The 25431-nt window shown below is 62.1% G+C and carries 24 protein-coding genes; 20 read left to right on the forward strand and 4 right to left on the reverse strand.

Annotation, left to right across the window (positions count from 1 at the left end; translation table 11 throughout):
- The 6 genes from QCE79_RS00865 (at position 1) to QCE79_RS00890 (ending at position 5190) form a co-directional block, all read left to right on the forward strand.
- A complete protein-coding gene (locus QCE79_RS00865; protein WP_309841188.1) occupies positions 1–1161 on the forward strand; it encodes a VanZ family protein in 1161 nt (386 codons plus the stop codon).
- A gap of 52 nt (positions 1162–1213) precedes the next feature.
- Positions 1214–1543 carry a ferredoxin gene (locus tag QCE79_RS00870; protein WP_244826850.1) on the forward strand — a complete coding sequence of 110 codons (330 nt, stop codon included), beginning with the start codon at positions 1214–1216 and terminating at the stop codon, positions 1541–1543.
- A 29-nt stretch (positions 1544–1572) separates the two neighbouring features.
- Positions 1573–2208, forward strand: coding sequence for an alpha/beta hydrolase (locus QCE79_RS00875; protein WP_309841191.1), 636 nt, complete (start codon positions 1573–1575; stop codon positions 2206–2208).
- A gap of 535 nt (positions 2209–2743) precedes the next feature.
- Positions 2744–3958 (forward strand): D-alanyl-D-alanine carboxypeptidase family protein, encoded by a 1215-nt coding sequence (locus QCE79_RS00880; protein WP_309845105.1) that lies wholly within the window; start codon positions 2744–2746, stop codon positions 3956–3958.
- 12 nt (positions 3959–3970) lie between these two features.
- Entirely contained in the window at positions 3971–4864 is an 894-nt protein-coding gene (locus QCE79_RS00885) for a D-amino acid aminotransferase (RefSeq protein WP_309841193.1), read from the forward strand.
- A 29-nt stretch (positions 4865–4893) separates the two neighbouring features.
- Complete coding sequence (locus tag QCE79_RS00890; RefSeq protein ID WP_244826853.1) at positions 4894–5190, forward strand: DUF493 family protein; 297 nt, start codon at positions 4894–4896, stop codon at positions 5188–5190.
- Here QCE79_RS00890 and QCE79_RS00895 read toward each other — a convergent pair.
- Positions 5174–6154: a transcriptional regulator GcvA gene (locus tag QCE79_RS00895; RefSeq protein ID WP_250491710.1), complete on the reverse strand. Its 981-nt coding sequence runs from the start codon at positions 6152–6154 to the stop codon at positions 5174–5176. The two genes, QCE79_RS00890 and QCE79_RS00895, sit on opposite strands and share 17 nt — an antisense overlap.
- 97 nt (positions 6155–6251) lie before the next feature.
- Between QCE79_RS00895 and QCE79_RS00900 the strand changes: the two genes are divergently transcribed.
- From QCE79_RS00900 to QCE79_RS00925, 6 genes are all read left to right on the forward strand, one after another.
- Positions 6252–6578: a DUF2917 domain-containing protein gene (locus QCE79_RS00900; protein ID WP_250508502.1), complete on the forward strand. Its 327-nt coding sequence runs from the start codon at positions 6252–6254 to the stop codon at positions 6576–6578.
- A gap of 73 nt (positions 6579–6651) precedes the next feature.
- On the forward strand, positions 6652–7470 hold the full coding sequence (gene lipB, locus QCE79_RS00905) for a lipoyl(octanoyl) transferase LipB (protein WP_309841196.1): 819 nt from the start codon (positions 6652–6654) through the stop codon (positions 7468–7470).
- Positions 7467–8471 (forward strand): lipoyl synthase, encoded by a 1005-nt coding sequence (gene lipA, locus QCE79_RS00910; protein WP_244826855.1) that lies wholly within the window; start codon positions 7467–7469, stop codon positions 8469–8471. Before lipB ends, lipA begins: the two co-directional genes overlap by 4 nt.
- A 477-nt stretch (positions 8472–8948) precedes the next feature.
- The gene (locus QCE79_RS00915; protein WP_244826856.1) at positions 8949–10232 is read left to right on the forward strand and encodes a dicarboxylate/amino acid:cation symporter; all 1284 of its coding nucleotides are present in this window, start codon (positions 8949–8951) and stop codon (positions 10230–10232) included.
- Positions 10233–10253: 21 nt separating this feature from the next.
- A complete protein-coding gene (locus tag QCE79_RS00920; RefSeq protein ID WP_244826857.1) occupies positions 10254–12224 on the forward strand; it encodes an ATP-binding protein in 1971 nt (656 codons plus the stop codon).
- Between the two features lie 37 nt (positions 12225–12261).
- Entirely contained in the window at positions 12262–13590 is a 1329-nt protein-coding gene (locus QCE79_RS00925; RefSeq protein ID WP_244826858.1) for a sigma-54 dependent transcriptional regulator, read from the forward strand.
- A gap of 229 nt (positions 13591–13819) precedes the next feature.
- Here the strand turns inward: QCE79_RS00925 and QCE79_RS00930 are convergent, their stop codons facing one another.
- The gene (locus QCE79_RS00930) at positions 13820–14356 is read right to left on the reverse strand and encodes a peroxiredoxin (RefSeq protein WP_250462782.1); all 537 of its coding nucleotides are present in this window, start codon (positions 14354–14356) and stop codon (positions 13820–13822) included.
- Positions 14357–14602: 246 nt separating this feature from the next.
- Here QCE79_RS00930 and QCE79_RS00935 point away from each other — a divergent pair, with 246 nt between their 5' ends.
- The gene (locus tag QCE79_RS00935; RefSeq protein ID WP_309841198.1) at positions 14603–15145 is read left to right on the forward strand and encodes a hypothetical protein; all 543 of its coding nucleotides are present in this window, start codon (positions 14603–14605) and stop codon (positions 15143–15145) included.
- 362 nt (positions 15146–15507) lie between these two features.
- Here the strand turns inward: QCE79_RS00935 and QCE79_RS00940 are convergent, their stop codons facing one another.
- Both QCE79_RS00940 and QCE79_RS00945 read right to left on the reverse strand, forming a co-directional pair.
- The gene (locus QCE79_RS00940; protein ID WP_309841200.1) at positions 15508–17058 is read right to left on the reverse strand and encodes a YifB family Mg chelatase-like AAA ATPase; all 1551 of its coding nucleotides are present in this window, start codon (positions 17056–17058) and stop codon (positions 15508–15510) included.
- A gap of 95 nt (positions 17059–17153) precedes the next feature.
- Positions 17154–17414: an accessory factor UbiK family protein gene (locus QCE79_RS00945; protein ID WP_244826861.1), complete on the reverse strand. Its 261-nt coding sequence runs from the start codon at positions 17412–17414 to the stop codon at positions 17154–17156.
- 434 nt (positions 17415–17848) lie between these two features.
- On the opposite strand from QCE79_RS00945, the gene QCE79_RS00950 reads away from it, so the two are divergent.
- The 7 genes from QCE79_RS00950 (at position 17849) to ptsP (ending at position 25428) form a co-directional block, all read left to right on the forward strand.
- Positions 17849–18187 carry a P-II family nitrogen regulator gene (locus QCE79_RS00950; protein WP_014190273.1) on the forward strand — a complete coding sequence of 113 codons (339 nt, stop codon included), beginning with the start codon at positions 17849–17851 and terminating at the stop codon, positions 18185–18187.
- A gap of 33 nt (positions 18188–18220) precedes the next feature.
- Entirely contained in the window at positions 18221–19693 is a 1473-nt protein-coding gene (locus tag QCE79_RS00955) for an ammonium transporter (RefSeq protein ID WP_250508507.1), read from the forward strand.
- Positions 19694–20045: 352 nt separating this feature from the next.
- The gene (gene gshA / locus QCE79_RS00960) at positions 20046–21335 is read left to right on the forward strand and encodes a glutamate--cysteine ligase (protein ID WP_250462790.1); all 1290 of its coding nucleotides are present in this window, start codon (positions 20046–20048) and stop codon (positions 21333–21335) included.
- A 65-nt stretch (positions 21336–21400) separates the two neighbouring features.
- Positions 21401–22357, forward strand: coding sequence for a glutathione synthase (gene gshB / locus QCE79_RS00965; protein ID WP_309841206.1), 957 nt, complete (start codon positions 21401–21403; stop codon positions 22355–22357).
- Positions 22358–22663: 306 nt separating this feature from the next.
- Positions 22664–23152, forward strand: a complete 489-nt coding sequence (locus tag QCE79_RS00970) for a PTS sugar transporter subunit IIA (protein WP_244826865.1) — start codon at positions 22664–22666, stop codon at positions 23150–23152.
- 35 nt (positions 23153–23187) lie between these two features.
- Entirely contained in the window at positions 23188–23457 is a 270-nt protein-coding gene (locus tag QCE79_RS00975; protein WP_244826866.1) for an HPr family phosphocarrier protein, read from the forward strand.
- A gap of 210 nt (positions 23458–23667) precedes the next feature.
- On the forward strand, positions 23668–25428 hold the full coding sequence (gene ptsP, locus QCE79_RS00980) for a phosphoenolpyruvate--protein phosphotransferase (protein ID WP_244826867.1): 1761 nt from the start codon (positions 23668–23670) through the stop codon (positions 25426–25428).
- The last annotated feature ends 3 nt before the right edge of the window (positions 25429–25431 follow it).

Raw genomic sequence — 25431 nt, forward strand, 5'->3', positions numbered from 1 at the left:
ATGACGATCAAGCAATGGCAGCGCCGCCCGTCGGCGTTTTCCCGGCAGGCGCTCGCCGCCTACGCGACGCTCGTGGTCTATGCGTCGCTGTATCCGTTTTCGGGCTGGCGCACGCTCGGCATCGGGCCGTTTGCTTTCATCGCCGATCCCTTGCCGCAGTATCTGACCGCGTTCGATGTCATCACCAACGTGCTCGGCTACATGCCGCTCGGCGCGTTGATCGTGCTGGCGCTTTATCCGCGCTTCAGGGGATCGGTGGCGGTGTGTCTCGCGCTCTTCGGCGGCGCGCTTCTGTCGGGCGCGATGGAAGCCATCCAGACTTACTTGCCGACGCGCGTCGCCTCCAATCTCGATCTCGCCGCCAATGCGTTCGGCGCGCTCGTCGGCGGCGTGCTGATCGCGCCCGCGACGAGTGCGCTGCTCGATCGCGGCTGGCTCAGGCGCATCCGCTTCACCTGGTTCGAGCGGCACGCGGCGTATGTGATCGGATTGACGGCGCTGTGGCCGTTCGCCGGCATGTTCCCCGCGCCTTATCTGTTCGGCGGTGGCGACCTGCCGCGCGCGCTTTGGGACGGGCTCGATCCCGCGATGCAGGACGCGATCCTCGCCTGGGCGCCCGCCTCGTGGGACCTCGAAACCTGGTCGGACCGGCTCGGCGCGCTCCTGCCCGACGACGCATGGGAAGCGATCATCACGTCGTGCAATTTGTATGCGGCGCTCGTACTTGCAACCTTGCTCACGCGCGAGCGCGCGCCCCGCATCCGGCTGATGCTCGGCCTGATCGTCGCGACGTTGTTCGCCAAGGCGGCCGCGACGTTTCTGCAATCGCGCGCGGGACTTTTTTACGACTGGGCAACGGACGGTGCGCTCGAAGGCATCGCGATCGGCGCGCTGACGGCCGTGCTGTCGGTTGCATTGCCACGCTCGTTGCGCGCCGTGCTTGCCGGCGCGGCGCTCGTCGCGGGGCTTGCGCTCGTCAATCTGCTGCCGCTGAATCCGTACTTCGACATCGTGCTGGCCGACTGGCGGCAAGGGCGCTATCTGCACTTCAACGGCCTTCTGCACTGGCTCGCGTGGGTGTGGCCTTACGCGGCGCTCGGCTGGCTCGCGTCGGCGGCGGAGCGCGCGTGGCTCGCGCGGCGGCGGGCGCGGGCCGGGTAGGCATGAACATCGCTCGCTATAATCGATCCGAACACACTAAAGGCCCCACGCCATGGACTCTTTCTACAAGTACCACGTGTTCTTCTGCCTCAATCAGCGCGATGCCGACGCCGCGCGCCCGAGCTGCGCCAATTGCAACGCGCAGCAAATGCAGGAACACGCGAAGAAGCGCGTGAAGAAACTCGGCCTCGCGGGCGAGGGCAACGTGCGCATCAACAAGGCTGGCTGTCTCGACCGATGCGAACTTGGCCCCGTGCTCGTCGTGTATCCGGAAGGCACGTGGTACACGTATATCGACGAAACCGACATCGACGAGATCGTCGATTCGCATCTTGCGAACGGCAAGATCGTTGAGCGCCTTCTGATCGATCAACCCGCGTGACCGCTTGGTGACCCAGACTCAGTAACCCGATGAACGCGCAAACCGAAAAATTCCTGATCGACGGTCCAGCGGGCAAGATCGAAGTCGCGCTCGACCGGACCGATGCCGCCGATAAAGCGCCGCGCGGAATCGCGCTCGTCGCGCATCCGCATCCGCTCTTCGGCGGCACGATGGACAACAAGGTCGCGCAGACGCTCGCGCGTACCTTCGTGCAACTCGGCTACACGACGTATCGCTCGAACTTTCGAGGCGTCGGCCAGACGGCGGGCGAGCACGACAACGGTATCGGCGAACAGGACGACTTGCTCGCGCTCATCGACCACATGCGCGCGCAGCCGGGTCAGGAAGACGTGCCGCTCGTGCTCGCGGGCTTTTCGTTCGGCACCTTCGTGCTGTCACATGTCGCGAAGCGGCTCGTCGAAAGCGGCAAGAGTATCGAGCGCATGGTCTTTGCGGGCACCGCTGCGAGCCGCTGGGAAGTCGCGCCCGTGCCCGAAAGCACGCTCGTCATCCACGGCGAAGTGGACGAGACCGTGCCCATTTCCTCCGTCTACGACTGGGCGCGCCCGCAGGAATTGCCGGTTGTCGTGATCCCGGGCGGCGAGCACTTCTTCCATCGCAAGCTGCATGTTTTGAAACGCATCATCGTCGATGCCTGGCGCTGACGGAGCGTTTCAATCTCGTCGTCATCGAGCGTTTCGCCGCGCGAATCGGCGCTCGAATGGCTATCGGCATATTCCCTCGAATTGCGGCGCGGCAAACGTGAAAACACGCGTCTTGTCCGTAGATTCATCGGAAACCGCACCCTCGGCGCGCGTATAATGACGCAGAATTTTTTGCTGCGAGCGTGAGCAAACGTCCTGCCGAATGGCCTTTCATGTTGCGTGACGCAGCGAAGACCCGGCGCCCGAGCGCGCAAGCTTTCATGCGGGCTCACGCGATATTCGAAGACCTGCGTTTCGTACTCATGTTGCCCGGGCGTCGGAACGCTCACGGTTTTCTCCGCGTGCGCGGCGATAGACTTCGATGGCGCGTCCGTCTGTCGAGTAAGCGCGAGTTCGCATGACCAGTCGAAGACCATTGGCTGGCAACACGAGCGACTAGCGCGACCGGTATCGACGGTCCACCTGTTCAACCCGCGTTTCGCCAACGCCGATCACACCCGGCGAAACGCCGATGCTTCTTCTTCCGACCGATCCTATGCGCTTTTTCCCTTCCGGCTTGTCTGTTTCTCCCCTTTCAGCAGTCGAGCGTCGCACGTTGCAAGCCGCTATCGTGATGCCCGCCATGCTCGCCGCCGCGAGCGCCTTTGCGCAAGTCCCGCCGCCGGACGTCACCGCGCATTCGTGGGTGCTCGTCGACGCCACCAGCAACCAGGTGCTCGCATCGGGCAATCCGGATGAGCGTGTGGAACCGGCATCGCTCACCAAGCTGATGACCGCATATCTCGTCTTCGACGCGTTGAAGTCGAAGAAGATCAACATGGACCAGACGGTGATGCCGACCGAGGCCGTGCGCCGCGTGAAGACGGACGAGTCGCGCATGTTCATCGAGGCGAACAAGCCGGTAACCGTGCATGACCTGGTCTACGGCATGATCATCCAGTCGGGCAACGACGCGGCCATCGCGCTTGCCGAACTCGTCGGCGGCAGCGAAGGCAACTTCGTCACGCTAATGAACGCCGGCGCCAAGCGCATTGGCATGAAGCACACCAATTTCGCCGATGTCAACGGCATGCCCGACCCGCAGCACTACACGACGGCAGGCGACCTGGCGGTGCTGTCCACGCGCCTCATCCGCGACTTCCCCGAGTACTACAGCATCTTCTCGGTACGCGACTTCACGTATAACAAGATCAAGCAGCCGAATCGCAATCGTCTTCTGTGGCTCGATCCTTCCGTCGACGGTCTCAAGACCGGTCACACCAAGGCGGCGGGATATTGCCTGATCGCGACGGCCAAGCGCCCGCTCGTCGGCACGCCCGACGCGAGCCGCCGTCTGGTCGCCGTGATGATGGGCGAGCCTAAGGAATCCGCGCGCGTTCAAGACAGCCTGAAGATGCTGAACTACGGTTACACGGCCTATGACGCGGTGCGTCTCTTCAAGGCGAATCAGGTGATCGAATCGCCGCGCGTGTATAAGGGCGCGTCCGACAACGTGCAGGCGGGCGTCGAGACGGATCAGTACATCACCGTGCCTAAGGGTCTCGGCGAAAAGGTCAAGCCCACGGTCACGCGTAACGATTTGCTGATCGCGCCGATCAAGAAGGGCCAGCAGATCGGCACCGTGAAGATGGTCGCGGACGGCAAGGACGTCGCGCAGTTCCCGCTGGTCGCGCTGCAGGACGTGCCGGAAGCCGGCATCTTCGGCCGCTTGTGGGATTCGGCTTTGTTGATGTGGCAAAAGCGTAAGTAAGGAGCAGGTTCGATGAGCATCGCCGAAGACTTCGACCCGACGGTCTATCTGAACGGAGAGTGGGGCCCGCTTTCCGAAGCGCGCATTCCGGTGCTGGACCGGGGCTTCATTTTCGGCGATGGCATCTACGAAGTCGTGCCGCTCTACGCGCAGGCAAACGGCGAGCGTCTGCCGTTTCGCCTGACTCAGCATCTCGCGCGACTCGAACGCAGTCTCGGCAAGATCAGCATCGCCAATCCTTTCGACGATGCCGGCTGGCGCGCGTTGATCGCCCGTGCGATCGAAGCGAACGCCGGCGCCGGCGATGCGCTCGTCTACATCCAGGTCACGCGCGGCGTGGCGAAGCGGCGCGGCCACGCCTTTCCGGCGGGCATCACGCCGACCGTGTTCGTCATGGTCGGACAACTCGTGTTTCCGAGCGTCGAGGCGCGGGCTCGCGGCGCGGCCGCCGTCACCGCCGAAGACAAGCGCTGGCTGCATTGCGATATCAAATCGACCTCGCTTCTCGGCAATGTGCTCATGGCGCAGCACGCCGCCGAACACGACTCGCTGGAAACCATCCAGTTGCGCGACGGCTTCCTAACCGAAGGTTCGTCCTCAAATGTCTGGGTAGTGAAAGGCGGCACGCTCCTCGGCGCGCCGCGTGGACCGCGCATTTTGGAAGGCATCCGTTACAGCCTCATCGAAGAGTTGGCGAAGGAAGCGGGCATCGTGTTCGAGGAACGCGACATCACCGAAGCCGAACTGCGCGCGGCCGATGAACTCATGATCAGTTCGGCGACCAAAGAGGTCATGCCGATTACGACGCTCGACGGTCAGCGCGTTGGCGACGGCCGGCCCGGCGCGGTCTATGCTGCGCTGTATGGCGCTTATCAGCGAGCCAAGACGCGCGAGTTCGGCCTGTGAGCGAACCGCGCCATGCGAAGGAGAAAGCCATGTCCGAATCCAAACCCCAAACCGCCGCAAACCCCGACATCGACGCGTTGTTCAACTTTCCGTGCGACTTTCCGATCAAGGTGATGGGCAAGACGCATCCGGAATTTCAGGACGCGATCGTCAACGTACTGCGTGAATACGACAACGAATTTCACGACGGGCGCGTCGAAGCGCGGCCTTCGTCGGGCGGCAATTACACCGGCCTGACTTGCACCGTGCGCGCGCAGAACCGCGCGCATCTGGACGACATCTATCGCGCGCTCACCGGCCATCCCATGGTCAAGGTAGTGCTTTGAGCGTGCTTTCGGGTGCGTCGCAGACTGCGGGCGTGCGTTCGTAGAGCTGCCGGAACTGCTCGGCTTCGTCGAAAATCCAATTGCGAAATGCCTGCACGCGCGCGGTTTGCATCGCCGCGGGCGGGCAGACGAAGAAATAGGTCCACGGGCTCGGACCATCCACGTTGAATAAACGCACAAGCCTTCCCGCGATGATTTCCTGCATCGCCAGCGACCTTCGCACCAGCGCGACTCCCTGACAGTCGATCGCCGCCTGCAGCAGATTCGACGAATCCTCATACAGAACGCCGCGCTTCGGTTCCGGCGTTTCCGTCAGGCCGGCTGCGTCGAACCACGGGCGCCACAACTCGTCGTTCGAACGCAGCAGCGGCAGGTTCGCCAGATCGGCCGGCGTGCGCGGCAGATTGCCGCCGTTGAAGCGCGGCGAACACGCGGGGAAGAACACTTCGTCGAGCAACTCTTCTGTATGCAGACCGGCGTATTTGCCGTAGCCGAAGCGAATCGCGAGGTCCACATCGTCGCGATTGAAATCGATGAGCGCGTTCGTCGAGTGCAGTTCCAGATCCACTTCCGGATGCTTCTCGATGAATTTGCCCACGCGCGGCGTCAGCCAGCGCGCCGAGAACGACGAAAGCATCGACACGATTAAGCGACGGTCTCGGTCGCCAGAACGAATTCGTCGTGTGGATTCGGCCAGCGAAAGGAGCGAGGCCCGCACTTCGACGGCGTACTGGCGGCCGCGATCGGTCAGGCGTACGCGCTTGCCGTCGCGCGCGAAAAGCGGCACGCCCAGTTCGGCTTCGAGTGCGCGAATCTGATGGCTCACCGCACCGTGCGTCACGAAGAGCTCGTCGGCGGCGCGCGAAAAACTCTCATGACGCGCGGCGGCTTCGAACGCTCGAAGCGCATTCAGAGCGGGCAACTGGCGCAAATCTGTATGGATAGTCTGAGGGTCGGTTGTCAATCTGGCTCACATAGCAGTGAAAATTGATCGTTTGGTTCAACGCCTTGCCACGCCTAGGATTGTAGTCATCGAAACGTTCCTTTTGGCGGAGTGGATCATGCGAGAAATATCAACAAGCGTCATCTTCGAAATCAAGCCGGGCGAAACGGTGCCGATGCGCATCGTGCGTGGCACGCGGCTTTCGGTGCAAGGCAGCACGGTCTGGGCGACGCGCAGCAACGACACCGAAGACTATTGGCTCGTGCCCGGCGACCAGCTCAAGTTGCGCGAACGCGAACGCCTATGGCTTTCGGTGGACGGCGACCGCCCCGCGCAAGTCGTCTTCACCATTGTGCCGCGCTGCGACGAGCGCGCGATCCACTGGGTATCGACGAGCATCGAACGTCTCGCGCAGCGGTTGCGTTCGGGCTGGCGCACGGTCTGAAGCGCAGTCCGGCGCATTATCTTCGGGTTCAGCGTCGGCGGGCATCGAGCGATTTCGGTAAACTATCGGAATCATGTCCGCCATTTCCACCGCTTTCGCGCCGGAACGCTCCACTCCCGCCGAACCGTCCAGCGTCTTCCGCTTCGGCGACCATCCGGTCACTTTGCGCTGGCGCGGCTTAGAGCCTTATCAGGAAAGCTTCGACGCGATGCGCGCCTTCACCGACGCGCGCACGCCCGAAACGCAAGACGAGATCTGGCTCGTCGAACATCCGCGCGTGTTCACGCTCGGACTTGCCGGCAACCCGGCGCATCTGCTTTTAGCCGACAGCGGCATTCCGCTCATCAAGGTGGATCGCGGCGGACAAATCACCTATCACGGGCCCGGTCAGATCGTGGCCTATCTGCTGCTCGATCTGCGACGTCGCAAGCTGATGGTGCGAGAACTCGTGCGCCGGATCGAAGAGGCCGTGATCGAAACCCTTGCATCGTATAATCTTGTCACGGATCGTAAGGTCGGCGCGCCTGGCATTTATGTCGCGAAGCCTTCCGCGCGGCACACGGAACTGGGCGCCAACGCCGGTTCGCACGCGCTGCACGAAGGCGCGAAGATCGCCGCGCTGGGACTCAAGATTCGCAACGGCTGCAGTTATCACGGCGTGAGTCTCAATGTGAGGATGGACCTGCAGCCCTTCCTCGCGATCAACCCGTGTGGCTACGCGGGACTCGAAACGGTCGACATGGCGACGCTCGGCGTCGAAGCCGACTGGCGCGACGTAGCCGCGACGCTCGCCGAACGGCTGGCGCATCAGATCGACGGCGTTCCTGCTGCCGCCGCACAATTGCACGACGGCGCCGCCGTCCAAGCAGACTCAAACGGATCAAGCGAATGACTGACGCAACCGCAAATCTTGCTGGATCGACCGACGGCAACACCGCCGTTCCGCCCGCCGCCTACGACGCCACCGCGAAGCAGAAGGCGCAGGCGAAAACCGCGCGCATCCCGATCAAGATCATCCCGATCGAAAAGCTCAAGAAGCCGGAATGGATTCGCGTACGCACGGCCACCGGCAGTTCGCGTTTCAACGAGATCAAGCAGATTCTGCGCGAACACAATCTGCATACGGTTTGCGAAGAAGCGAGCTGCCCGAATATCGGCGAGTGCTTCGGCAAGGGCACGGCCACGTTCATGATCATGGGCGACAAATGCACGCGCCGTTGCCCGTTCTGCGACGTGGGCCACGGCCGTCCAGACCCGCTCGATGCGGAAGAGCCGTTGAATCTCGCGCGCACCATCGGCGCGCTGAAGCTGAAGTACGTGGTGATCACGAGCGTGGATCGCGACGATCTGCGTGACGGCGGCGCGGCGCACTTCGTCGAGTGCATTCGGCAGGTGCGCGAGCATTCGCCGGAAACGCGCATCGAAATCTTGACGCCGGACTTCCGTGGCCGGCTGGATCGCGCGATCGGCATTTTGACCGCCGCGCCTCCAGACGTGATGAACCACAATCTGGAAACCGTGCCGCGTCTCTACAAGGAAGCGCGTCCGGGCTCGGATTATCATCATTCGCTCAAGCTCTTGAAGGACTTCAAAGCGCTGCATCCGGAGGTCGCGACCAAGTCCGGGCTAATGGTCGGTCTTGGCGAAACCGAGGAAGAAATTCTTCAGGTAATGCGCGATTTGCGCGCGCACGACGTCGACATGCTGACCATCGGCCAGTACCTGCAACCGTCGGAGCATCACCTGCCCGTGCGGGCTTACGTGCATCCGGACACGTTCAAGATGTACGAAGAAGAAGCGTACAAGATGGGCTTCACGCACGCGGCAGTCGGCGCGATGGTCCGTTCGAGCTATCACGCGGATTTGCAGGCGCATGGCGCTGGCGTGGTTTAAAGCTGCTTACTGCCTTTCCTGCATTTCGCACGAAGAAGAAAACCCACGGAGACCGTGGGTTTTTTTTGGCCAACAGCGCGCAGATGGCGTGAACATCGCCCACACCAAGACGTTGTGACAGACGGCATCGAATAGTCCGAACTCCCGGACAAGCATTTTCCGGATTTCCGGAAAGCTGGATTGGCAATCGCCAAGGTCCTAAAAATATTCAGCTAAATCAGCAGGTTACGCAGCAAAAAAACTGGCATCGCCCTTGCAATAGAAGAGTTACGGCCCGCGAAGCCGTCTATAAAAGTCAAGGAGACAAGCTGATGAACCCCTTCGCATCCATCCGTTCCTGAATCCGTCGACGTAGCGGCTCTCGCTCGAACGACGCGTTTCCGATGCTCGTCGCCAACACAATCGACACGCATCAAGCGTCAAAGCCCGCCGCTGGCTCTTTTTTCGCCAACTGCCTGACCTTTGCCTGGAACTATCGTGAAGAAACCTTTCTATAAAGTCCTGTACGTGCAGGTGCTCTTGGCCATCGCCATCGGTATCGCGCTCGGGCATTTCTATCCCGCTCTCGCCACCGACATGAAGCCGCTCGGCGATGGCTTCATCAAACTCATCAAGATGGTGATCGGGCCGATCATCTTCTGTACCGTCGTGACCGGTATTGCCGGCATGGAGGACATGAAGAAGGTCGGACGCGTCGGCGGCAAGGCGCTGCTGTATTTCGAAGTCGTCTCGACCTTCGCGCTCGTCCTCGGCCTCATCGCCACGCACGTGCTCAAGCCCGGCGTCGGCTTCAACGTCGATCCCGCGACGCTCGACCACAAGGCCGTCGAGTCGTTCGCGACCAAGGCGCACGGCCAGAGCACGGTCGATTTCTTCCTGCATATCATCCCCGACACGCTGATCTCCGCGTTCGCGCAAGGTGAAATCCTGCAGATTCTATTGATCGCGCTCCTGTTCGGCTCGGTGCTCGCGCATCTCGGCGAACGCGGCCGCGTGGTGACGAGCTTCATCGAAGGGCTGTCGAGCGTGCTGTTCGGCATGGTCGGCATCATCACGAAACTCGCGCCCATCGGTGCGTTCGGCGCGATGGCGTTCACCATCGGCAAGTACGGGATCGGCTCGCTGCTGCCCATGCTCAAGCTGATCGGCACGTTCTATCTGACGTCGATCGTCTTCGTGCTCGTGGTGCTCGGCACCATCGCGCGGATGGTGGGCTTCTCGATCCTGCGCTTCGTCGCTTACATCAAGGAAGAGATGCTGATCGTGCTCGGCACGAGTTCGTCCGAAGCCGCGTTGCCGCAACTGATGCTCAAGCTCGAAAAGCTCGGCTGCTCGCGCTCGGTCGTGGGTCTCGTCGTGCCGACGGGCTACTCGTTCAATCTCGACGGCACCAACATCTACATGACGATGGCGGTGCTGTTTATCGCGCAGGCAACCAACACGGACTTAAGCTGGGGCCAGCAGTTGACGCTGCTCGCGGTGACCATGCTCACGTCCAAGGGCGCAAGCGGCGTGACCGGCGCGGGCTTCATCACGCTGGCGGCAACCCTTGCAGTCGTGCCGACCATTCCGCTCGCGGGCATGGTGCTGATTCTCGGCATCGACCGCTTCATGAGCGAATGCCGCGCGCTGACGAATATCGTCGGCAACGGCGTGGCGACGGTGGTGGTGTCGGCGTGGGAGAACGAGCTCGATCGCAACAAGCTCCGCGACGCGCTCAAGCACGGCGCGGCCGAGCACGAACCCGAAACCGTCGCTTAAAGCCGCGGAAAGCAGGCAGCCATGCACGCGGCGAAGCATCAGCCAACCGGCGCTTCGCCGCGGCCTTACATCGAAGGCGCGTATGCCACAATGGCAGATACTCATTTGCGGGAATCTGCTCACGTGTCGCGCCGCATCCTCGTGTTCTTCGCGCTCGCCGCTCTGCTTGCGGCGTGTTGCGCGCTCACCTGGCAGATTGCGTGGCGGCGGGGTATCGACGAGCTTCGGCTCAATGCCGCGGTGCGAGTGGATCGCACTACGAACACGCTCAAAAGCACGCTCGACCGCTACGAATATCTGCCGTATCTGCTGTCGCGCCATCCGCTCGTGCAGAACGTGCTCGACACGCCCGACCGCAACAACGTCGATCGCGCGAACCAGTATCTCGAAGACCTCAACCAGCGCGCGCACGCCACCGCGACTTATCTGATCCGCAAGGACGGCTTCTGCGTCGCCGCCAGCAACTGGCGCGGACCGGACAGTTTTGTCGGCGTCGAATATCTTTTCAGACCTTATTTCGTCGATGCCGCGAAGGGCGGCGTCGGACGCTTTTTCGGGCTCGGCACCGTTTCGCTGGAACCGGGCTATTACATCTCGCAGCCGGTGTTCAAGGAAGGCACGCGCGAACTGATCGGCGTGGCGGTCGTGAAGCTCAATCTCGAATGGCTGCAAGGCGCGGATGCCACGGAGCCGCTACTCGTCACCGACGACCACGGCGTAATCTTTCTTTCCTCGGTGCCTTCGTGGAAATATCACACCGTGAGGCCGTTGCCGCAAAGCGTCGAGGCGTCCGTCTACCAGACGCGCCAGTACGCGCAACAGCCCATCACGCCCTTGCCGATGACCATCGCAAAGACGCTCGAAGGCGGCGCGCAGATCGTGCGCGTCGGCGGCGGGCGAAATGCGCCGAGCTTTCTGGCGACGCGGCGTTCTATCGGCGAACCCGACTGGCAGTTGATCACGATGGCGCCGCTCGATCCGGTCGAGAGCGCCGCGCAAAACGCGGTGGTCGTGACGGCCCTCGTATTCGTGTCGCTGTGTCTGCTGGCGTTTTACTGGCGCATGCGGCGCGCGCGCGTGCGCGAGATGATCCGCAGCCGCGAGATGCTGCAGACCGCGTATGCCGAACTGAATCAACGCGTCGCGGAACGCACAGCGGATCTGTCGGAGGCCAACGAGCAACTGACGAAGGAAGTCAACGAACGCACGCGCGCCGAACAGGACCTGCGCGCGGCGCACGACGAACTCATCCAGGCAAGCAAGCTCGCCGCGCTCGGGCAAATGGCGGCCGGCATCACGCATGAATTGAATCAGCCGCTTGCGGCTCTGCGCAGCTTTTCGGACAACACGCGCGTGTTGATCGAGCGCGGCGATCAGGCGGCGGCGCGCGAGAATCTCGAAGCGATTGCGTCGCTCACCGAGCGCATGGGCAAGATCACGAATCAGCTCAAGCTCTTCGTCGCGAAGGCGCGGCCGAAGAACGCGCGCACTGACGTCGCACGCGCGCTGCACAACACGCTCGCCATGCTGCGGCCGCGCATGAAGAACGTTGCGCTCGATATCGCGCCGGAGATCGAAGGCGAATGCGCGTCGGTCTTCGTGCGTTGCGAGGACTTGCGGCTGGAGCAAGTGCTCATCAACCTGATCGGCAACGCGCTCGATGCCGTCGCGTCATGCGATGCCCCGCGCATCGTCATGGAACTCGACGCGCGTGAAACCGTGGTCGAGATCGTGGTGCGCGACAACGGCCCCGGCATTCCCGCCGACGTGCTCCCGCGCCTTTTCGAGCCGTTCTTCACGACGAAGGAAACGGGTCACGGGCTCGGTTTGGGACTCGCGATTTCGTCGGCGATCGCGCGAGATTATGGCGGTACGCTGATCGCGCGCAATCGCGTGGCGCCAATCGTCGCGGCCGGTCCCGAAGGCGGCACGCAAGCCGACGCCGACGGTTCCTACGGCGCCGAATTCGTACTGACGTTGCGCCGCGCCTGAAGGCCGGCGTGCATGAGGCAACACAAGGGGCAAGACCATGAGCACCGGTTCGCAGGTGATCTATATCGAAGACGACGAACTCGTGCGGCGCGCGAGCGTGCAGAGCCTGCAGCTCGCGGGCTTCGACGTGATCGGCCACGGCAGCGTCGAAGCGGCGGCGCGCGCCATCGACGCGAGTTATACGGGCGTGATCGTGAGCGATATCCGTTTGCCGGGCGCGAGCGGTCTCGACCTGCTCGCGCAATGCCGGGAGCGCGCGCCCGAAGTGCCGGTGATACTCGTCACCGGTCACGGCGACATTTCGATGGCGGTACAAGCCATGCGCGACGGCGCGTACGACTTCATCGAGAAGCCGTTTGCTTCCGAGCGGCTGATCGAAGCGGTACGCCGCGCGCTGGAGCGACGCACGCTGGTGCTCGAGAACCAGGCGCTGCGGCGCGAACTGGCGGGGCAGAGCCGCATCATCGGGCGCAGTCCGGCTATCGAACAAGTGCGGCGGCTGATCGCCAACGTGGCGCCGACGGATGCGTCCGTGCTCATCAACGGCGATACCGGCGCGGGCAAGGAACTGATCGCGCGCAGTCTGCACGATCTTTCGGCGCGCCGCGACAAGCCGTTCATCGCGGTGAATTGCGGCGCGTTGCCGGAGCAGATGTTCGAATCGGAGATGTTCGGCTACGAGGCCGGCGCCTTCACCGGCGCGCAGAAACGGCGCATCGGCAGGCTGGAGGCGGCATCGGGCGGCACGCTGTTCCTCGATGAAATCGAGAGCATGCCGCTCTCGCTTCAAGTGAAACTGCTGCGAGTGCTGCAGGATGGCGTACTGGAGCGGCTCGGCTCGAATCAGCCGGTACGCGCGAATCTGCGCGTGGTGGCCGCCGCGAAAGGCGACATGAACGAACACGTCGCGGACGGCACGTTTCGCCGCGACTTGCTGTACCGGCTCAACGTCGTAACCATTTCACTGCCGCCGCTCAACGAGCGTCGCGAGGACATCGTGCCGCTTTTCGAACACTTTTTGCTCGATGCCGCCGTGCGCTACGAACGGCCTGCGCCGCTCATCACGGACCGTCAGCGCGCCGAACTCATGCAGCGCGAATGGCCTGGCAACGTGCGCGAGCTGCGCAATGCGGCGGATCGCATGGTGCTCGGTGTCATCGACGATACGGGAGCCGCGCTCGATACGTCCACGCAGCCGCTCAAGGAGCGCACGGAGCAATTCGAACGCGCGGTGATTGCACAGACGCTGGAGCAGTGCGGCGGGGCGGTGGCGGTGGCGGCTGATCGCCTGCAGCTAGGCAAGGCGACGCTCTACGAGAAGATCAAGCGGTATGGGATTGCGGTGAAGGGGGATGCTGAGCGGTAGGGTGCTGGCGCGTATTGTCTGGCTGGTTCGGGCTCGTCTTTAAGCCGGGCGAAAGTCGAATGGCGGATGAACCGTTCAACGCCCGTTCCTTGAATCGCTTTTTGCGCCGCGTTATTACCTAGATCCACCGTTGAGCGCTGCTAGCCAATCCTGAGCGCCTCGGTACGCCGCACGCTCAAGCCAGTCGTAAGTTTTCCCCAACGCGACGCCGCTCAACGCGCTCGTTCCTTCAAGCCGCTCCAAGCGCCTTGTTGAGCAATGCATCCAGCTCGGCAAAAGTCGGTTCGCCGACATAGCGCTTGAGAATCTTGCCGTCCTTGTCGACCACGAACGTCGTCGGCGTCAGTTGGACGTTGCCGAACTGTTTGGCGGCGCTGCCGTCGTCCATGGCGACCTTGAACGGCAGGTTGCGCGTCTGCGCATAGTTGCTGACGTACATCGGCGCGTCGTAATTCATGGCGACGGCCACGAATTCGAGCCCGCGACCCTTGAACTTGTTGTACGTGTCGATCATCTGGGGCATTTCCTTCATGCAGGTCTCGCAACTCGTCGCCCAGAAGTTGATGAGATAGACCTTGCCCTTGAGATCGTTCGATGTCGAAATCTTCTGCCCGGAAAGCAGCGTGAAGGTTGCATCGGGCACCTTCTGTTGTCCGCCGAACGCGAAATACCCCGTGCACGCGATCACGCCGGCGACGAGCGCCATTACAACGTAGCGCAACGGACTCTTGGCACGAGTCTGAGTATCTTGAGTGGCTTGGGACATGGCAACCTCGAACGGCTCGTAGTCGAGCGAAGCGCCTTGTAAGGCGCAACTGCAATGGGAAAGTGCTGGTTATTTTAGCGCCAAACGTGCGGCGCAGTCGTGACGCATCCGGTCGGCCGAACGAAATCCGGGTATCGCGGCGCGATAATGATGCTTTTCACGCAACGGTCAGCCATGAAGAGAGTTCTTTCTGCGAATACGGCCAGTCTGCGCCGGTTTCTCGTGCGCAATGTTCCGAGTCGTTCCATGCGCGCACGTTCATTGAGCGCGATGGTGTGCGCATGTGTCGCATGCGGTGCGTTGATCGCGTGCACGCCGTCGTATGACTGGCGCACGATCATGAATAACGACGACGGCTACGAAGTCACGCTGCCCGCCAAGCCGCAAGCCGAGGAGCGCAAGATTCAGATCGCCGGCCAGCCGATGACCATGCGCATGCAGACCGCCGAAGCCAATGACGCGGTTTTCGCAATCGGCACGGTTGTCCTGCCCAGCGCCGATCCCGCGTTGCAACGCGCCGCGCTCGATTTCCTCCAGCAAGGCCTCGCTCGTAATGTGAATGCCCAGCCGGCCGCGCGCGCGACGCAGATCGACCTTGCTGTCGGCGGTCGAGTGCTCGGCAGCGAGATGGAAGTCAAGGGACAAGGCGGGAATCAGCGCGAGAGCCGGACGATTCACGCGCGCTTCGTGGCGCATGGCATGCATGTCTACCAAGTCGCGATTGTCTCGGACAAAGCGCCGCCCTCTGAACAGTCCGACCAATTCTTTTCTTCCTTCAAACTGTTTTAGAGGTAAACCTCGGTTTTCTGCCACTGCTCACTTAAGAGTGCTGCTCGTGAGGTTTACAAAGCCGAAGTTCATTCACAGCTTTGACGTCTAATGCCCGGATTTGTCAGGACTTTTTTCGCTATTCACAGAGTCTGTGGATAACTTTGTGGAAAACAGTGTCGGCGATTCGCTGGAAGCCCGCTTCATGTGGCCGGGCTTACTTTGCCTCCCTTCATGGCAAGTTAAATAGTTCAATAAAATCAATGGTCTGTGCAATGCATTCTGTCATGTAGGTTGATAGTAGGAAAAAGAAGGGCGGATCGGCTTGGTGTGCATAAGTCAAGTCTTGACAGGCAATATTTCGCGCCCGATGACCTTTAGGCTCATGCCGCAGGAAACGCGCGACGGTATTGCACGGCTTCCGCGACATGCGCCGCGGTCGGAATGTTCGCGCCGGACAGATCGGCAATGGTCCGTGTTACTTTCAAAACGCGGTAATAGCCGCGCGCCGACCAACCGAAGCGCTCGCTCGCGGCGCGCAGGAGCGCGGCGCCTTCGGCATCGGGTCGGCAGAGCGTGTCGGCATCGCGGCCGTCCAGTTCGCGATTGGTCTTGCCTTGCCGCGCGAGCTGGACAGCGCGCGCCGCCTCCACGCGTGAAGCCACCGTTGCGCTGGATTCGCCATGCTTGGCGCCGCGCGCCGAGAGTTCAGCGGGCGAGAGCGCAGGCAACTCGATCTGAATATCGATGCGATCGAGCAGCGGTCCGGACAACTTGCGCAAATAGCGCGCGGCGACGTCGGGTGAGCATCGGCAGCGTCCACCTGGATCGCCACGCCATCCACACGGACACGGATTCATCGCGGCGACGAGCTGACACGCGGCAGGAAACTCCGCCTGTTGCGCCGCCCGGGACACGGTGATGCAACCCGCTTCGAGCGGCTCGCGCAGCGTTTCGAGTACCTTGCGATCGAATTCGGGCAACTCGTCGAGAAAAAGCACGCCCAGGTGCGCAAGCGTGATCTCGCCCGGCTGCGGCGGATTTCTACCGCCAACCAGCGCCACCGCGCTCGATGAATGATGTGGCGCGCGAAACGGCCGCCGCCTCCATTGCGCGGGCGTAAATCCGAGCGAGCTTGCCGACAGAATGGCGGCGGAGGCGAGCGCTTCGTCGTCGGTCATTGGCGGAAGCAGGCCGGGCAAGCGCGCGGCGAGCATGGATTTGCCCGCGCCGGGCGGCCCGACCATCAGCGGATGATGACCACCCGCCGCCGCAACCTCCAGCGCGCGACGCGCAGCCGGATGCCCGATGACATCCGCGAGATCGGGCGCGGCCGGCCGCGATGACGCATTCAATTGCGCAAAAGCCCGCGCGGGACGAAGCCGCGCATCCGGAACGCCGTTCAGATGCGCGCAGAGCGTCGGCAAATCCGCCGCGCCGAACACTTCGATGCCGGGCACCAGCGCGGCTTCGGAAGCACTTGCGAGCGGCACATAGATTTCCGGCGCACGCCCGCTCTCCGAACCGTTCGATGCATGGTGCCGCGCCGCTCCGCACACCATTGCGAATGCTCCGCGCATGGGCCGCAGGGCGCCGGTCAGCGAAAGCTCGCCAGCGAACTCACGATTTTCGAGCGACGCAGCCGGAATCTGTCCGCTTGCCGCCAGAATGCCGAGCGCGATAGGCAAGTCGAAACGTCCCGACTCCTTTGGCAAATCTGCCGGAGCGAGATTGACGGTGATGCGGTTGACGGGGAATTCCAGTCCGCAATTCTGCAGCGCGGCGCGCACGCGCTCGCGGCTTTCGCGAACTTCGAGATCGGGTAAGCCGACGATGGAGAACGACGGCAATCCGTTTGCGAGATGAACTTCGACGACCACTTCCGGCGCGCGCCCAGGGGCGGGCGCGCGGCTCTTGACCACGGCAAGCGACATGATTTCACCTGAAACGGCGCGCGCTCGAAGGCGGCGCCGGCAATGAGACTAGGACTTCACGGCTCGCCGGCCGAGGTCGACAGTAGTTAAAGCAGTCAGTCCTGCGACGAGGAGCCGCCCGGCTGGTGCTGCTCCAGTTGCGCGACGCGTTTTTCCAGCTCTTCCAGCCGGGCGCGCGTACGCACGAGCACCTGAGTCTGCGTGTCGAATTCTTCGCGCGTCACGAGATCGAGCTTCGAGAAGCCCTGCGAAAGCATGGCTTTCACATTTTTCTCGACGTCTTTAGCAGGCGAATTCTTGAAGAGCTCGCTCATCTTCTGCTGCAGGTCATTGAAAACGTCGTTGGGCTGCTTCATCGTTTCTCCCTTTGCACAAAAAAAGTGCATTCATTGTTAGGTCAGTGCCCCGGCCGGTTGCATGATCGATCTTGGTGCATTCGTCACGCACTGCCGGGCACATTCGAGGCGCCGCGATTTTAGCGCTCCCGCGCTCCCGCGTTTTCCGCCTTTGCCCCTTTTAACGGGACCTTGCGAGCACTCTAGCAACGAACCCACCCCGGCGCCAGCAGGTACGGCGCGCGTTAGCCATTCGGCAGATCCCTTGCGCGCGCCTTTCGTGAAATCGTGCAAAGCCCCGTGAGCACTCGATTGGCATACGAGTTGCATAAGTGGCGCGGACCTTTTCTGCACGCTTCTTTCAGCGGCCCGACAGGACGGACGTGGGCTTGCAACCGAGGCATCCCGCTTTAGAAGGCATCGAAGGATCAGAGGCACACCACAGCGAGGGATACATGAAGCTCATTACCGCAATCATCAAGCCGTTCAAGCTCGACGAAGCGCGCGAAGCGCTCTCGGCGATCGGCGTCTCGGGCATCACGGTGACCGAGGTAAAAGGCTTCGGCCGCCAGAAAGGTCACACCGAACTTTATCGGGGCGCGGAATACGTCGTCGATTTCCTGCCGAAGGTGAAGATCGAAGCGGCCGTGTCGGACGACATCGTCGATCAGGCGATCGAAGCGGTCGAACGCGCGGCGCGCACGGGAAAAATCGGCGACGGCAAGATCTTCGTCACGGCAATCGAACAGGTCATTCGTATTCGTACCGGTGAGACCGGCGCGGACGCGCTCTAAGAAAAGAAATCGGCGATAAGAGGAAACCGAAGAATGCGTAACTTTTTGATGTCATTGCTGGTGGCGGGCGCCCTGATCGGCGCCAATGTCGGCACCGCACTCGCCCAGGACGCGTCCGCTCCGGCCGCTGCCTCGGCACCCGCGGCCGACGCCGCATCGGCGCCTGCAAGCGCACCGGCCAGCGCCAACACGGCGATGGCTTCGTCGGCGGAAGGCGCTTCCGCAGCGGCGGCAGCTTCCGACGCCGCTCCCGCCGCGCCGACCGAACCATTCTCGGTCGATTCGTCGAAGATCAGCTCGGGCGATACCGCCTGGATGCTCACCTCGACCGCACTCGTGCTGTTCATGACGGTTCCGGGCCTCGCGCTGTTCTACGCAGGCATGGTTCGCAAGAAGAACGTGCTGGCAACGGTAATGCAGAGCTTCGCAATCTGCTGTCTCGTCACGATCATCTGGACGGTCGTGGGCTACAGCATCGCGTTCACGCCGGGCAATTCGTTCCTGGGTGGCTTCTCGCGCGTGTTCCTGCACGGCATGAACTACATCAAGGGCGACAAGGCCACGACGCTGACCGTCAGCCATCTGGCATCGACGATTCCGGAATCGGTCTACTTCGTCTACCAGATGACGTTCGCGATCATCACCCCGGCGCTCATCACCGGCGCGTTCGCCGACCGGATGAAGTTTTCCGCGATGCTCGTGTTCATGACGCTGTGGTCGATCATCGTCTACTCGCCGATCGCGCACATGGTCTGGGAACCGACCGGCTGGCTGGCAGGCGCGGGCGTGCTCGACTTCGCGGGCGGCACGGTGGTTCACATCAACGCCGGTATCGCGGGCCTGATGTGCTGTCTGGTGCTCGGCAAGCGCGTCGGCTACGGCCGTGAAGTGATGGCGCCGCACAACCTCGTGCTCTCGCTGATCGGTGCATCGATGCTGTGGGTGGGCTGGTTCGGCTTCAACGCGGGTTCGGCAGTCGCGGCTGACGGCCGTGCCGGCTTCGCCATGCTCACGACGCAGATCGCCACCGCATTCGCCGCCTTCGGCTGGATGTTCGCGGAATGGATTTCGAAGGGTAAGCCTTCGGTGCTCGGCATCATCTCGGGCGCGGTTGCAGGTCTCGTTGCAGTGACGCCGGCTTCGGGCTTCGTGGGCGTGACGGGCGCTATCGTGATCGGCATCGTGGCGGGCGTGGTCTGCTTCTGGTCGGCAACGTGGCTCAAGCACAAGTTCGGTTACGACGATTCGCTCGATGCGTTCGGCGTGCACGGCGTGGGCGGGATCATCGGCGCATTGCTGACGGGCGTGTTCGCAGTGAAGGACATCGGCGGCTTCGATGGCAATGTCATCGTGCAGGCGAAGGGCGTGCTGGTCACGCTGGTCTATAGCGGCGTCGTCAGCTTCGTGCTGCTCAAGATCATCGACATGGTCATGGGTCTGCGCGTGACGGAAGAAGAGGAACGCGAAGGTCTCGACGTCACGCTGCATGGCGAGCACGTCGAATAAGGGATTTGAGCCGCGATCCGGCGTGCCGCGAGAGGGCACGCCGGTTCTCATCCGCTCGGCGCATGTCGCCGGGGCGACGGCAAACGAACGAGCGCAGCGACTTGGCCCGCCTTCATGGCGGGTTTTTTTTCGTCCGCGCGATACGTCGGGTTTTCGTCCAACGCGGCTCGCGCCGCAAATGGCCCGGATTGCCTGTGCAGATTGCCGCGATGGGCCGCAAAGCCTTGCTAAATGGCGGTCCATACCCAGTTAGGCAGGGCAATTGCTCTACAATCTTTCGTCCCTGTATCGGCTGGAACGATCGCCTTGGCGGTTGCCCAGTCCCACGCAAAACGCTGTCCACGAGAAATCAATGGTTCCGCACTTAGTTACGGCGTTAAGTGGCCCGCTGCTCGACCTCGAGCGGAAAATTCTCGAGGCTACGCCTTCCATCGAACGGTGGTTCCGTCTCGAATGGCAGGAGCACACGCCGCCGTTTTACTGTTCCGTCGACCTGCGTAACGCCGGTTTCAAGCTCGCGCCCGTCGACACCAATCTCTTTCCCGGCGGCTTCAACAATCTGCCGCACGAAGTGCTTCCGCTTGCCGTGCAGGCGGCGATGGCGTCCATCGAAAAAATTTGTCCGGACGCGAAGAATCTGCTCGTGATTCCGGAGCGGCACACGCGTAACGCGTTTTATCTGGAGAACGTTGCGCGGCTCGCGACCATCATGCGTCAGGCGGGGCTCAACGTCCGCTTCGGCACGCTCGATGAAAACATCCACGGGCCCGTGACCATTCCGCTCGCCGATGGCCAAAAGGTCGTGCTCGAACCGCTCGAACGCACGCCGCGTCGTCTCGGCCTGAAAAATTTCGATCCGTGCTCGATCCTGCTCAACAACGATCTTTCCGCCGGCATTCCGCCCGTGCTCGAAAATCTGCACGAGCAATACATCCTGCCGCCGTTGCATGCGGGCTGGGCGGTGCGCCGCAAGTCGACGCACTTCGCCTGCTATGACGATGTCGCGAAAAAGTTCGCGAAGCTCGTCGAGATCGATCCGTGGATGGTGAACCCGTACTTCGCGCACGTCGAAGGCGTGGATTACGAGGCGCGCACGGGCGAGGAAGCGCTGGCCGAGGCAATCGACGGCGTCATCAAGAAGATCGCGAAGAAGTACCGCGAGTACGGCATCAGCGAGAAGCCGTATGTCGTCATCAAGGCCGATGCCGGCACGTACGGCAAAGGCGTGATGACCGTGCACGACGCAAGCGAGGTCGCCGCATTGACTAAGCGCGAGCGCACGCGCATGAACGACGCGAAGGAAGGCCTGCAGGTGCACGATGTGATCGTGCAGGAAGGCGTGCACACATTCGAGCGCGTGGAGAATGCGGTGGCGGAGCCGGTCGTGTATATGATCGACCGGTACGTGGTCGGCGGGTTTTATCGCGTGCACGACTCGCGCGAACGCGACCAGAACCTCAACGCGCCCGGCATGCATTTCGTGCCGCTCGGCTTCGAGCACACCGCGCTGCCGGATGCGCATGCGAAGCCCGGCGCCGCGCCGCCGAACCGCTTTTACATGTATGGCGTGGTGGCCAGGCTTGGGTTGCTGGCGGCATCGGTGGAACTCGAGAAGACCGACCCGGAAGCGATTCAGGTCTGAGTGCATAATGCCCTGCTCTCGTGGCCAATACTCATGGCCACGGTCACTAGCCCAAGCGAATACACATGGACATTCTCTTCATCGCCGATCCGCTCGATCGTTTCAAGATCTATAAAGACACGACCTACGCGATGATGGCCGAAGCCGCGCGGCGCGGTCACGTGTTGTACGCATGCGAGCCGCAGCATCTGGCGTGGACTGGCACGTCGGTCGACGCGAGCGTGCGACGCATTGCGATTGTCGGCGACGAAGCGAACAGCGACCGCTGGCCGTGGTTCGCGGCGGAACAGGCGGAGCATTTGCCGCTCACGCGTTTCGGCGCGGTGCTGATGCGTAAAGACCCGCCGTTCGATCTCGAATATGTCAACGCAACCTGGCTGCTCGAAATCGCGGAACGCGCCGGCGCGCGCGTTTTCAACAAGCCGCAAGCCATTCGCGATCATTCGGAGAAGCTGGCTATTGCCGAATGGCCGCAATACGTGGCGCCCACGCTCGTCACGCGCGATGCGGCTCGCCTGCGCGGCTTTCATGCGAAACATGGCGATGTCATTCTGAAACCGCTCGATGGCATGGGCGGCATGGGCGTGTTCCGCGTGAAAGCGGACGGCATGAACCTCGGGTCCATCATCGAGATGTTGAGCGAGGACGGCGCGCGTACGGTGATGGCGCAGAAGTTCATCCCCCAGATCACGGACGGCGACAAGCGCATTCTGGTGATCGGCGGTCAGCCGGTGCCGTATTCGCTGGCGCGTATTCCCCAGGGCAACGAGGTGCGCGGCAATCTGGCGGCGGGCGGTCTTGGCCGTGCGCAACCGCTGTCGGCGCGCGATCGCGAGATTGCCGAAACGCTTGGGCCAATTCTTGAAGCACGCGGGCTTTTGCTGGCCGGCCTCGATGCCATCGGCGATTACCTGACGGAAGTCAACGTGACGAGCCCGACATGTTTCCGCGAAATCATGGATCAGACGGGCTTCGACGTTGCTGGAATGTTCATCGACGCGCTCGAACGCGCGGTCGGCTGAACAGCCTTTCGAGCGCTAGCCAACGCTCGAATTGGCGCACTGCAAAAACATAATCGCCGACGCTGTTACAATTATTTCCCGGTTGCTTGCAAGTTTTAGGGTTGGAACGTGCTTTTTCCGGTCTTAAACTGTGTTTAAGAGTGCAAGCGTAAGCTGTGGTAATGGTGGAACGGTGTCTGGCGTAAGGCGGTTGATTTTCGGCCCGCTTGCGACCATATAGGCATCGATCCCGCGCCGCTCGCGCGTTTTCGAGCGATCTCTAGACGCCGGCAACCCTGGCGTCGTTACAGAGGCAGCAATCCTGACATGGCTGGCATTCTGATCATCGCGCATGCTCCGTTCGCTACCGCGCTACGCGAGTGTGTCGCGCACATTTACGGCGGCTTGCCCGCACGCATCGGCGTTGTCGACGTAACGCCCGATTGCGATCCCGTCGAAGTCCGCGCGTTTGCGCGCTCGGAACTCGACCGTCTGCGAGAAGACAATGGCGCCATCGTGCTCACCGACGTCTTCGGCGCGACGCCCGCGAACATCGCGGCGAGTCTCGCGGAAACGGACGTGCGCGTGCTCGCAGGCGTCAATTTGCCGATGCTCGTGCGCGCCGTGTGTTATCGCGCGACTCCCATCGACACGCTTACCGAAAAAATTTTGCAAGGCGGCTCGAAAGGCATCCAGGAACTGGATTCGTCCACGCCGCTTAATCCTTGCGCGCTCGCGACGAAGGCTGCCGGTTCGCAAGATCCGGCGTGCTCCGCGAGTGCCGATCTCGTCGCCGCGAAAGCCGCGAGTCACTGACGCCGCTCAATTCATCCACTAGCGCCCGGAGCATCATGCTGCAACAGGAAACAACGATCGTAAACAAGCTGGGACTCCACGCGCGGGCATCGGCGAAGCTCACGCAACTGGCCGGCAGCTATCAGTCGGAAATCTGGATGAGCCGCAACGGTCGCCGGATCAACGCCAAGAGCATCATGGGCGTGATGATGCTGGCAGCAGGTATCGGCAGCACGGTGACCATCGAAACCGAAGGCGCCGACGAAGCCGATGCGATGAAAGCGATCCTCGCGCTTATCGCCGACAAGTTCGGGGAAGGGCAGTAAGCGCTTCATCCCGCATCGGAAGTAGCCAACGAAAAGCCGCGCTTCGACGCGGCTTTTTTGCGTCCGCGTTCTTTGCAGGACAAACGGCCGCGCCTCGCTGCGACGGCCGTTCGGCGACCGCGGCCTCATTCGAACTTATAATGCTAGCGCGGTCCTAAGCGCCTGCCGCAGGCCACTAGAGACCGCGCAGAAACTACAGAGGAGGTGCGCGTGTCCTTCACGCTGCATGGAATTCCCGTCTCACGAGGCATCGCCATTGGGCGAGCGTATCTGATCGCGCCTGCGGCGCTCGATGTCGCTCACTATCTTATCGATCCGGACCAGATCGACGCTGAAATCGCGCGGTTTTATGCCGCGCAAGCGGGCGTGCTCGCCGAACTCGAAACGCTTCGCAACGACCTGGCCGCGGACGCGCCTGGCGAAATGACAGCGTTCATCAACGTTCACATGATGATCCTGAACGACGCCATGCTCGTGCAGGAAGTCATCGATCTGATTCGCACGCGGCGCTACAACGTCGAATGGGCGCTCACCGAACAACTCGAAATCCTGAGCCGCTATTTCGACGAAATCGAAGACGAGTATCTGCGCGAACGGAAGGCGGATATCGAGCAAGTGGTGGAACGGCTGCTCAAGGCGCTTGCAGGCGCGCCGACCACTGCATCGATGGTGGCGCATACGGTTGCGAGCAACGGTCACAACGAGATGATCGTCGTCGCGCACGACATCGCGCCGGCCGACATGCTGCAGTTCAAGACGCAAGCATTCAAAGGTTTCGTCACCGATCTCGGCGGCCGCACGTCGCATACGGCGATCGTCGCGCGTAGTCTCGGCATTCCCGCGTCGGTCGGCGTGCAGCAGGCGAGCGTGCTGATTCGTCAGAACGATCTCATCATCGTGGACGGCGATCACGGCATTGTCATCGTCGATCCCGCGCCGATCGTGCTCGAAGAGTATTCGTACCGGCAAAGCGAAAAGGTGCTGGAGCAGCGCAAGCTGCAGCGCCTCAAGTTTTCGCCGACGCAAACCTTATGCGGCACGAAGATCGAGCTGTGCGCGAACATCGAACTGCCCGAGGATGCGAAGGTCGCGGTGGAAGCGGGCGCGATGGGCGTCGGCCTCTTTCGCACCGAGTTTCTCTTCATGAATCATAAGAACCAGTTGCCGGAGGAAGAGGAGCAGTTCGAGGCCTACAAGCGCGCGATCGAACTGATGAACGGCAAGCCGGTGACCATTCGCACGATCGATGTCGGCGCGGACAAGCCACTCGATTCGATGAGCGCCGGCGACGGCTACGAAGTCGCGCCGAACCCGGCGCTCGGGCTGCGCGCCATTCGCTGGAGTCTGTCCGAGCCGCAAATGTTCATGACGCAACTGCGCGCCATCTTGCGCGCATCCGCGTTCGGTCCGACCAAGATTCTGATTCCAATGCTCGCGCACGCGCAGGAGATCGATCAGACGCTCGATCTGATCCGCGAGGCGAAGCGTCAACTCGACGACGCGGGCATCGCCTACGACCGCCAGATTCAGGTCGGCGCGATGATCGAGATTCCCGCCGCCGCCATCGCCGTGCGGCTCTTCCTGAGCCGGCTGGATTTTCTGTCGATCGGCACCAACGATCTGATTCAATACACGCTCGCCATCGACCGCGCGGATAACGCGGTCGCGCATCTGTACGATCCGCTGCATCCGGCCGTGCTGAATTTGATCGCGTTCACGCTGCGCGAAGCGAAGCGCGCCGGCGTGCCGGTTTCGGTGTGCGGTGAGATGGCGGGCGACCCGACGGTCACGCGCTTGTTGCTCGGGCTCGGTCTGACCGAGTTTTCGATGCATCCGAGCCAGTTGCTTGTCGTGAAGCAGGAAATCTTGCGCTCGAATCTCAAGGCATTCGATAAGCCCGTAGCGGACGTGCTCGCGGCTTACGAGCCGGATGAATTGCAAGCAGCGTTGGCGCGGCTTCAGAAGATTTGAGGC

The organism is Caballeronia sp. LZ003 (genome assembly GCF_031451465.1).
In the GTDB taxonomy this organism is placed as follows: Bacteria; Pseudomonadota; Gammaproteobacteria; order Burkholderiales; family Burkholderiaceae; genus Caballeronia.

Bases quoted from the DNA above. Each gene is read 5' to 3' on its own strand.
- QCE79_RS00865 (WP_309841188.1), top strand. From the start codon at position 1: ATGACGATCAAGCAATGGCAGCGCCGCCCGTCGGCGTTTTCCCGGCAG.
- QCE79_RS00870 (WP_244826850.1), top strand. From the start codon at position 1,214: ATGGACTCTTTCTACAAGTACCACGTGTTCTTCTGCCTCAATCAGCGC.
- QCE79_RS00875 (WP_309841191.1), top strand. From the start codon at position 1,573: ATGAACGCGCAAACCGAAAAATTCCTGATCGACGGTCCAGCGGGCAAG.
- QCE79_RS00880 (WP_309845105.1), top strand. From the start codon at position 2,744: ATGCGCTTTTTCCCTTCCGGCTTGTCTGTTTCTCCCCTTTCAGCAGTC.
- QCE79_RS00885 (WP_309841193.1), top strand. From the start codon at position 3,971: ATGAGCATCGCCGAAGACTTCGACCCGACGGTCTATCTGAACGGAGAG.
- QCE79_RS00890 (WP_244826853.1), top strand. From the start codon at position 4,894: ATGTCCGAATCCAAACCCCAAACCGCCGCAAACCCCGACATCGACGCG.
- QCE79_RS00900 (WP_250508502.1), top strand. From the start codon at position 6,252: ATGCGAGAAATATCAACAAGCGTCATCTTCGAAATCAAGCCGGGCGAA.
- lipB (WP_309841196.1), top strand. From the start codon at position 6,652: ATGTCCGCCATTTCCACCGCTTTCGCGCCGGAACGCTCCACTCCCGCC.
- lipA (WP_244826855.1), top strand. From the start codon at position 7,467: ATGACTGACGCAACCGCAAATCTTGCTGGATCGACCGACGGCAACACC.
- QCE79_RS00920 (WP_244826857.1), top strand. From the start codon at position 10,254: ATGCACGCGGCGAAGCATCAGCCAACCGGCGCTTCGCCGCGGCCTTAC.
- QCE79_RS00925 (WP_244826858.1), top strand. From the start codon at position 12,262: ATGAGCACCGGTTCGCAGGTGATCTATATCGAAGACGACGAACTCGTG.
- QCE79_RS00930 (WP_250462782.1), bottom strand. From the start codon at position 14,356: ATGTCCCAAGCCACTCAAGATACTCAGACTCGTGCCAAGAGTCCGTTG.
- QCE79_RS00935 (WP_309841198.1), top strand. From the start codon at position 14,603: ATGCGCGCACGTTCATTGAGCGCGATGGTGTGCGCATGTGTCGCATGC.
- QCE79_RS00940 (WP_309841200.1), bottom strand. From the start codon at position 17,058: ATGTCGCTTGCCGTGGTCAAGAGCCGCGCGCCCGCCCCTGGGCGCGCG.
- QCE79_RS00945 (WP_244826861.1), bottom strand. From the start codon at position 17,414: ATGAAGCAGCCCAACGACGTTTTCAATGACCTGCAGCAGAAGATGAGC.
- QCE79_RS00950 (WP_014190273.1), top strand. From the start codon at position 17,849: ATGAAGCTCATTACCGCAATCATCAAGCCGTTCAAGCTCGACGAAGCG.
- QCE79_RS00955 (WP_250508507.1), top strand. From the start codon at position 18,221: ATGCGTAACTTTTTGATGTCATTGCTGGTGGCGGGCGCCCTGATCGGC.
- gshA (WP_250462790.1), top strand. From the start codon at position 20,046: ATGGTTCCGCACTTAGTTACGGCGTTAAGTGGCCCGCTGCTCGACCTC.
- gshB (WP_309841206.1), top strand. From the start codon at position 21,401: ATGGACATTCTCTTCATCGCCGATCCGCTCGATCGTTTCAAGATCTAT.
- QCE79_RS00970 (WP_244826865.1), top strand. From the start codon at position 22,664: ATGGCTGGCATTCTGATCATCGCGCATGCTCCGTTCGCTACCGCGCTA.
- QCE79_RS00975 (WP_244826866.1), top strand. From the start codon at position 23,188: ATGCTGCAACAGGAAACAACGATCGTAAACAAGCTGGGACTCCACGCG.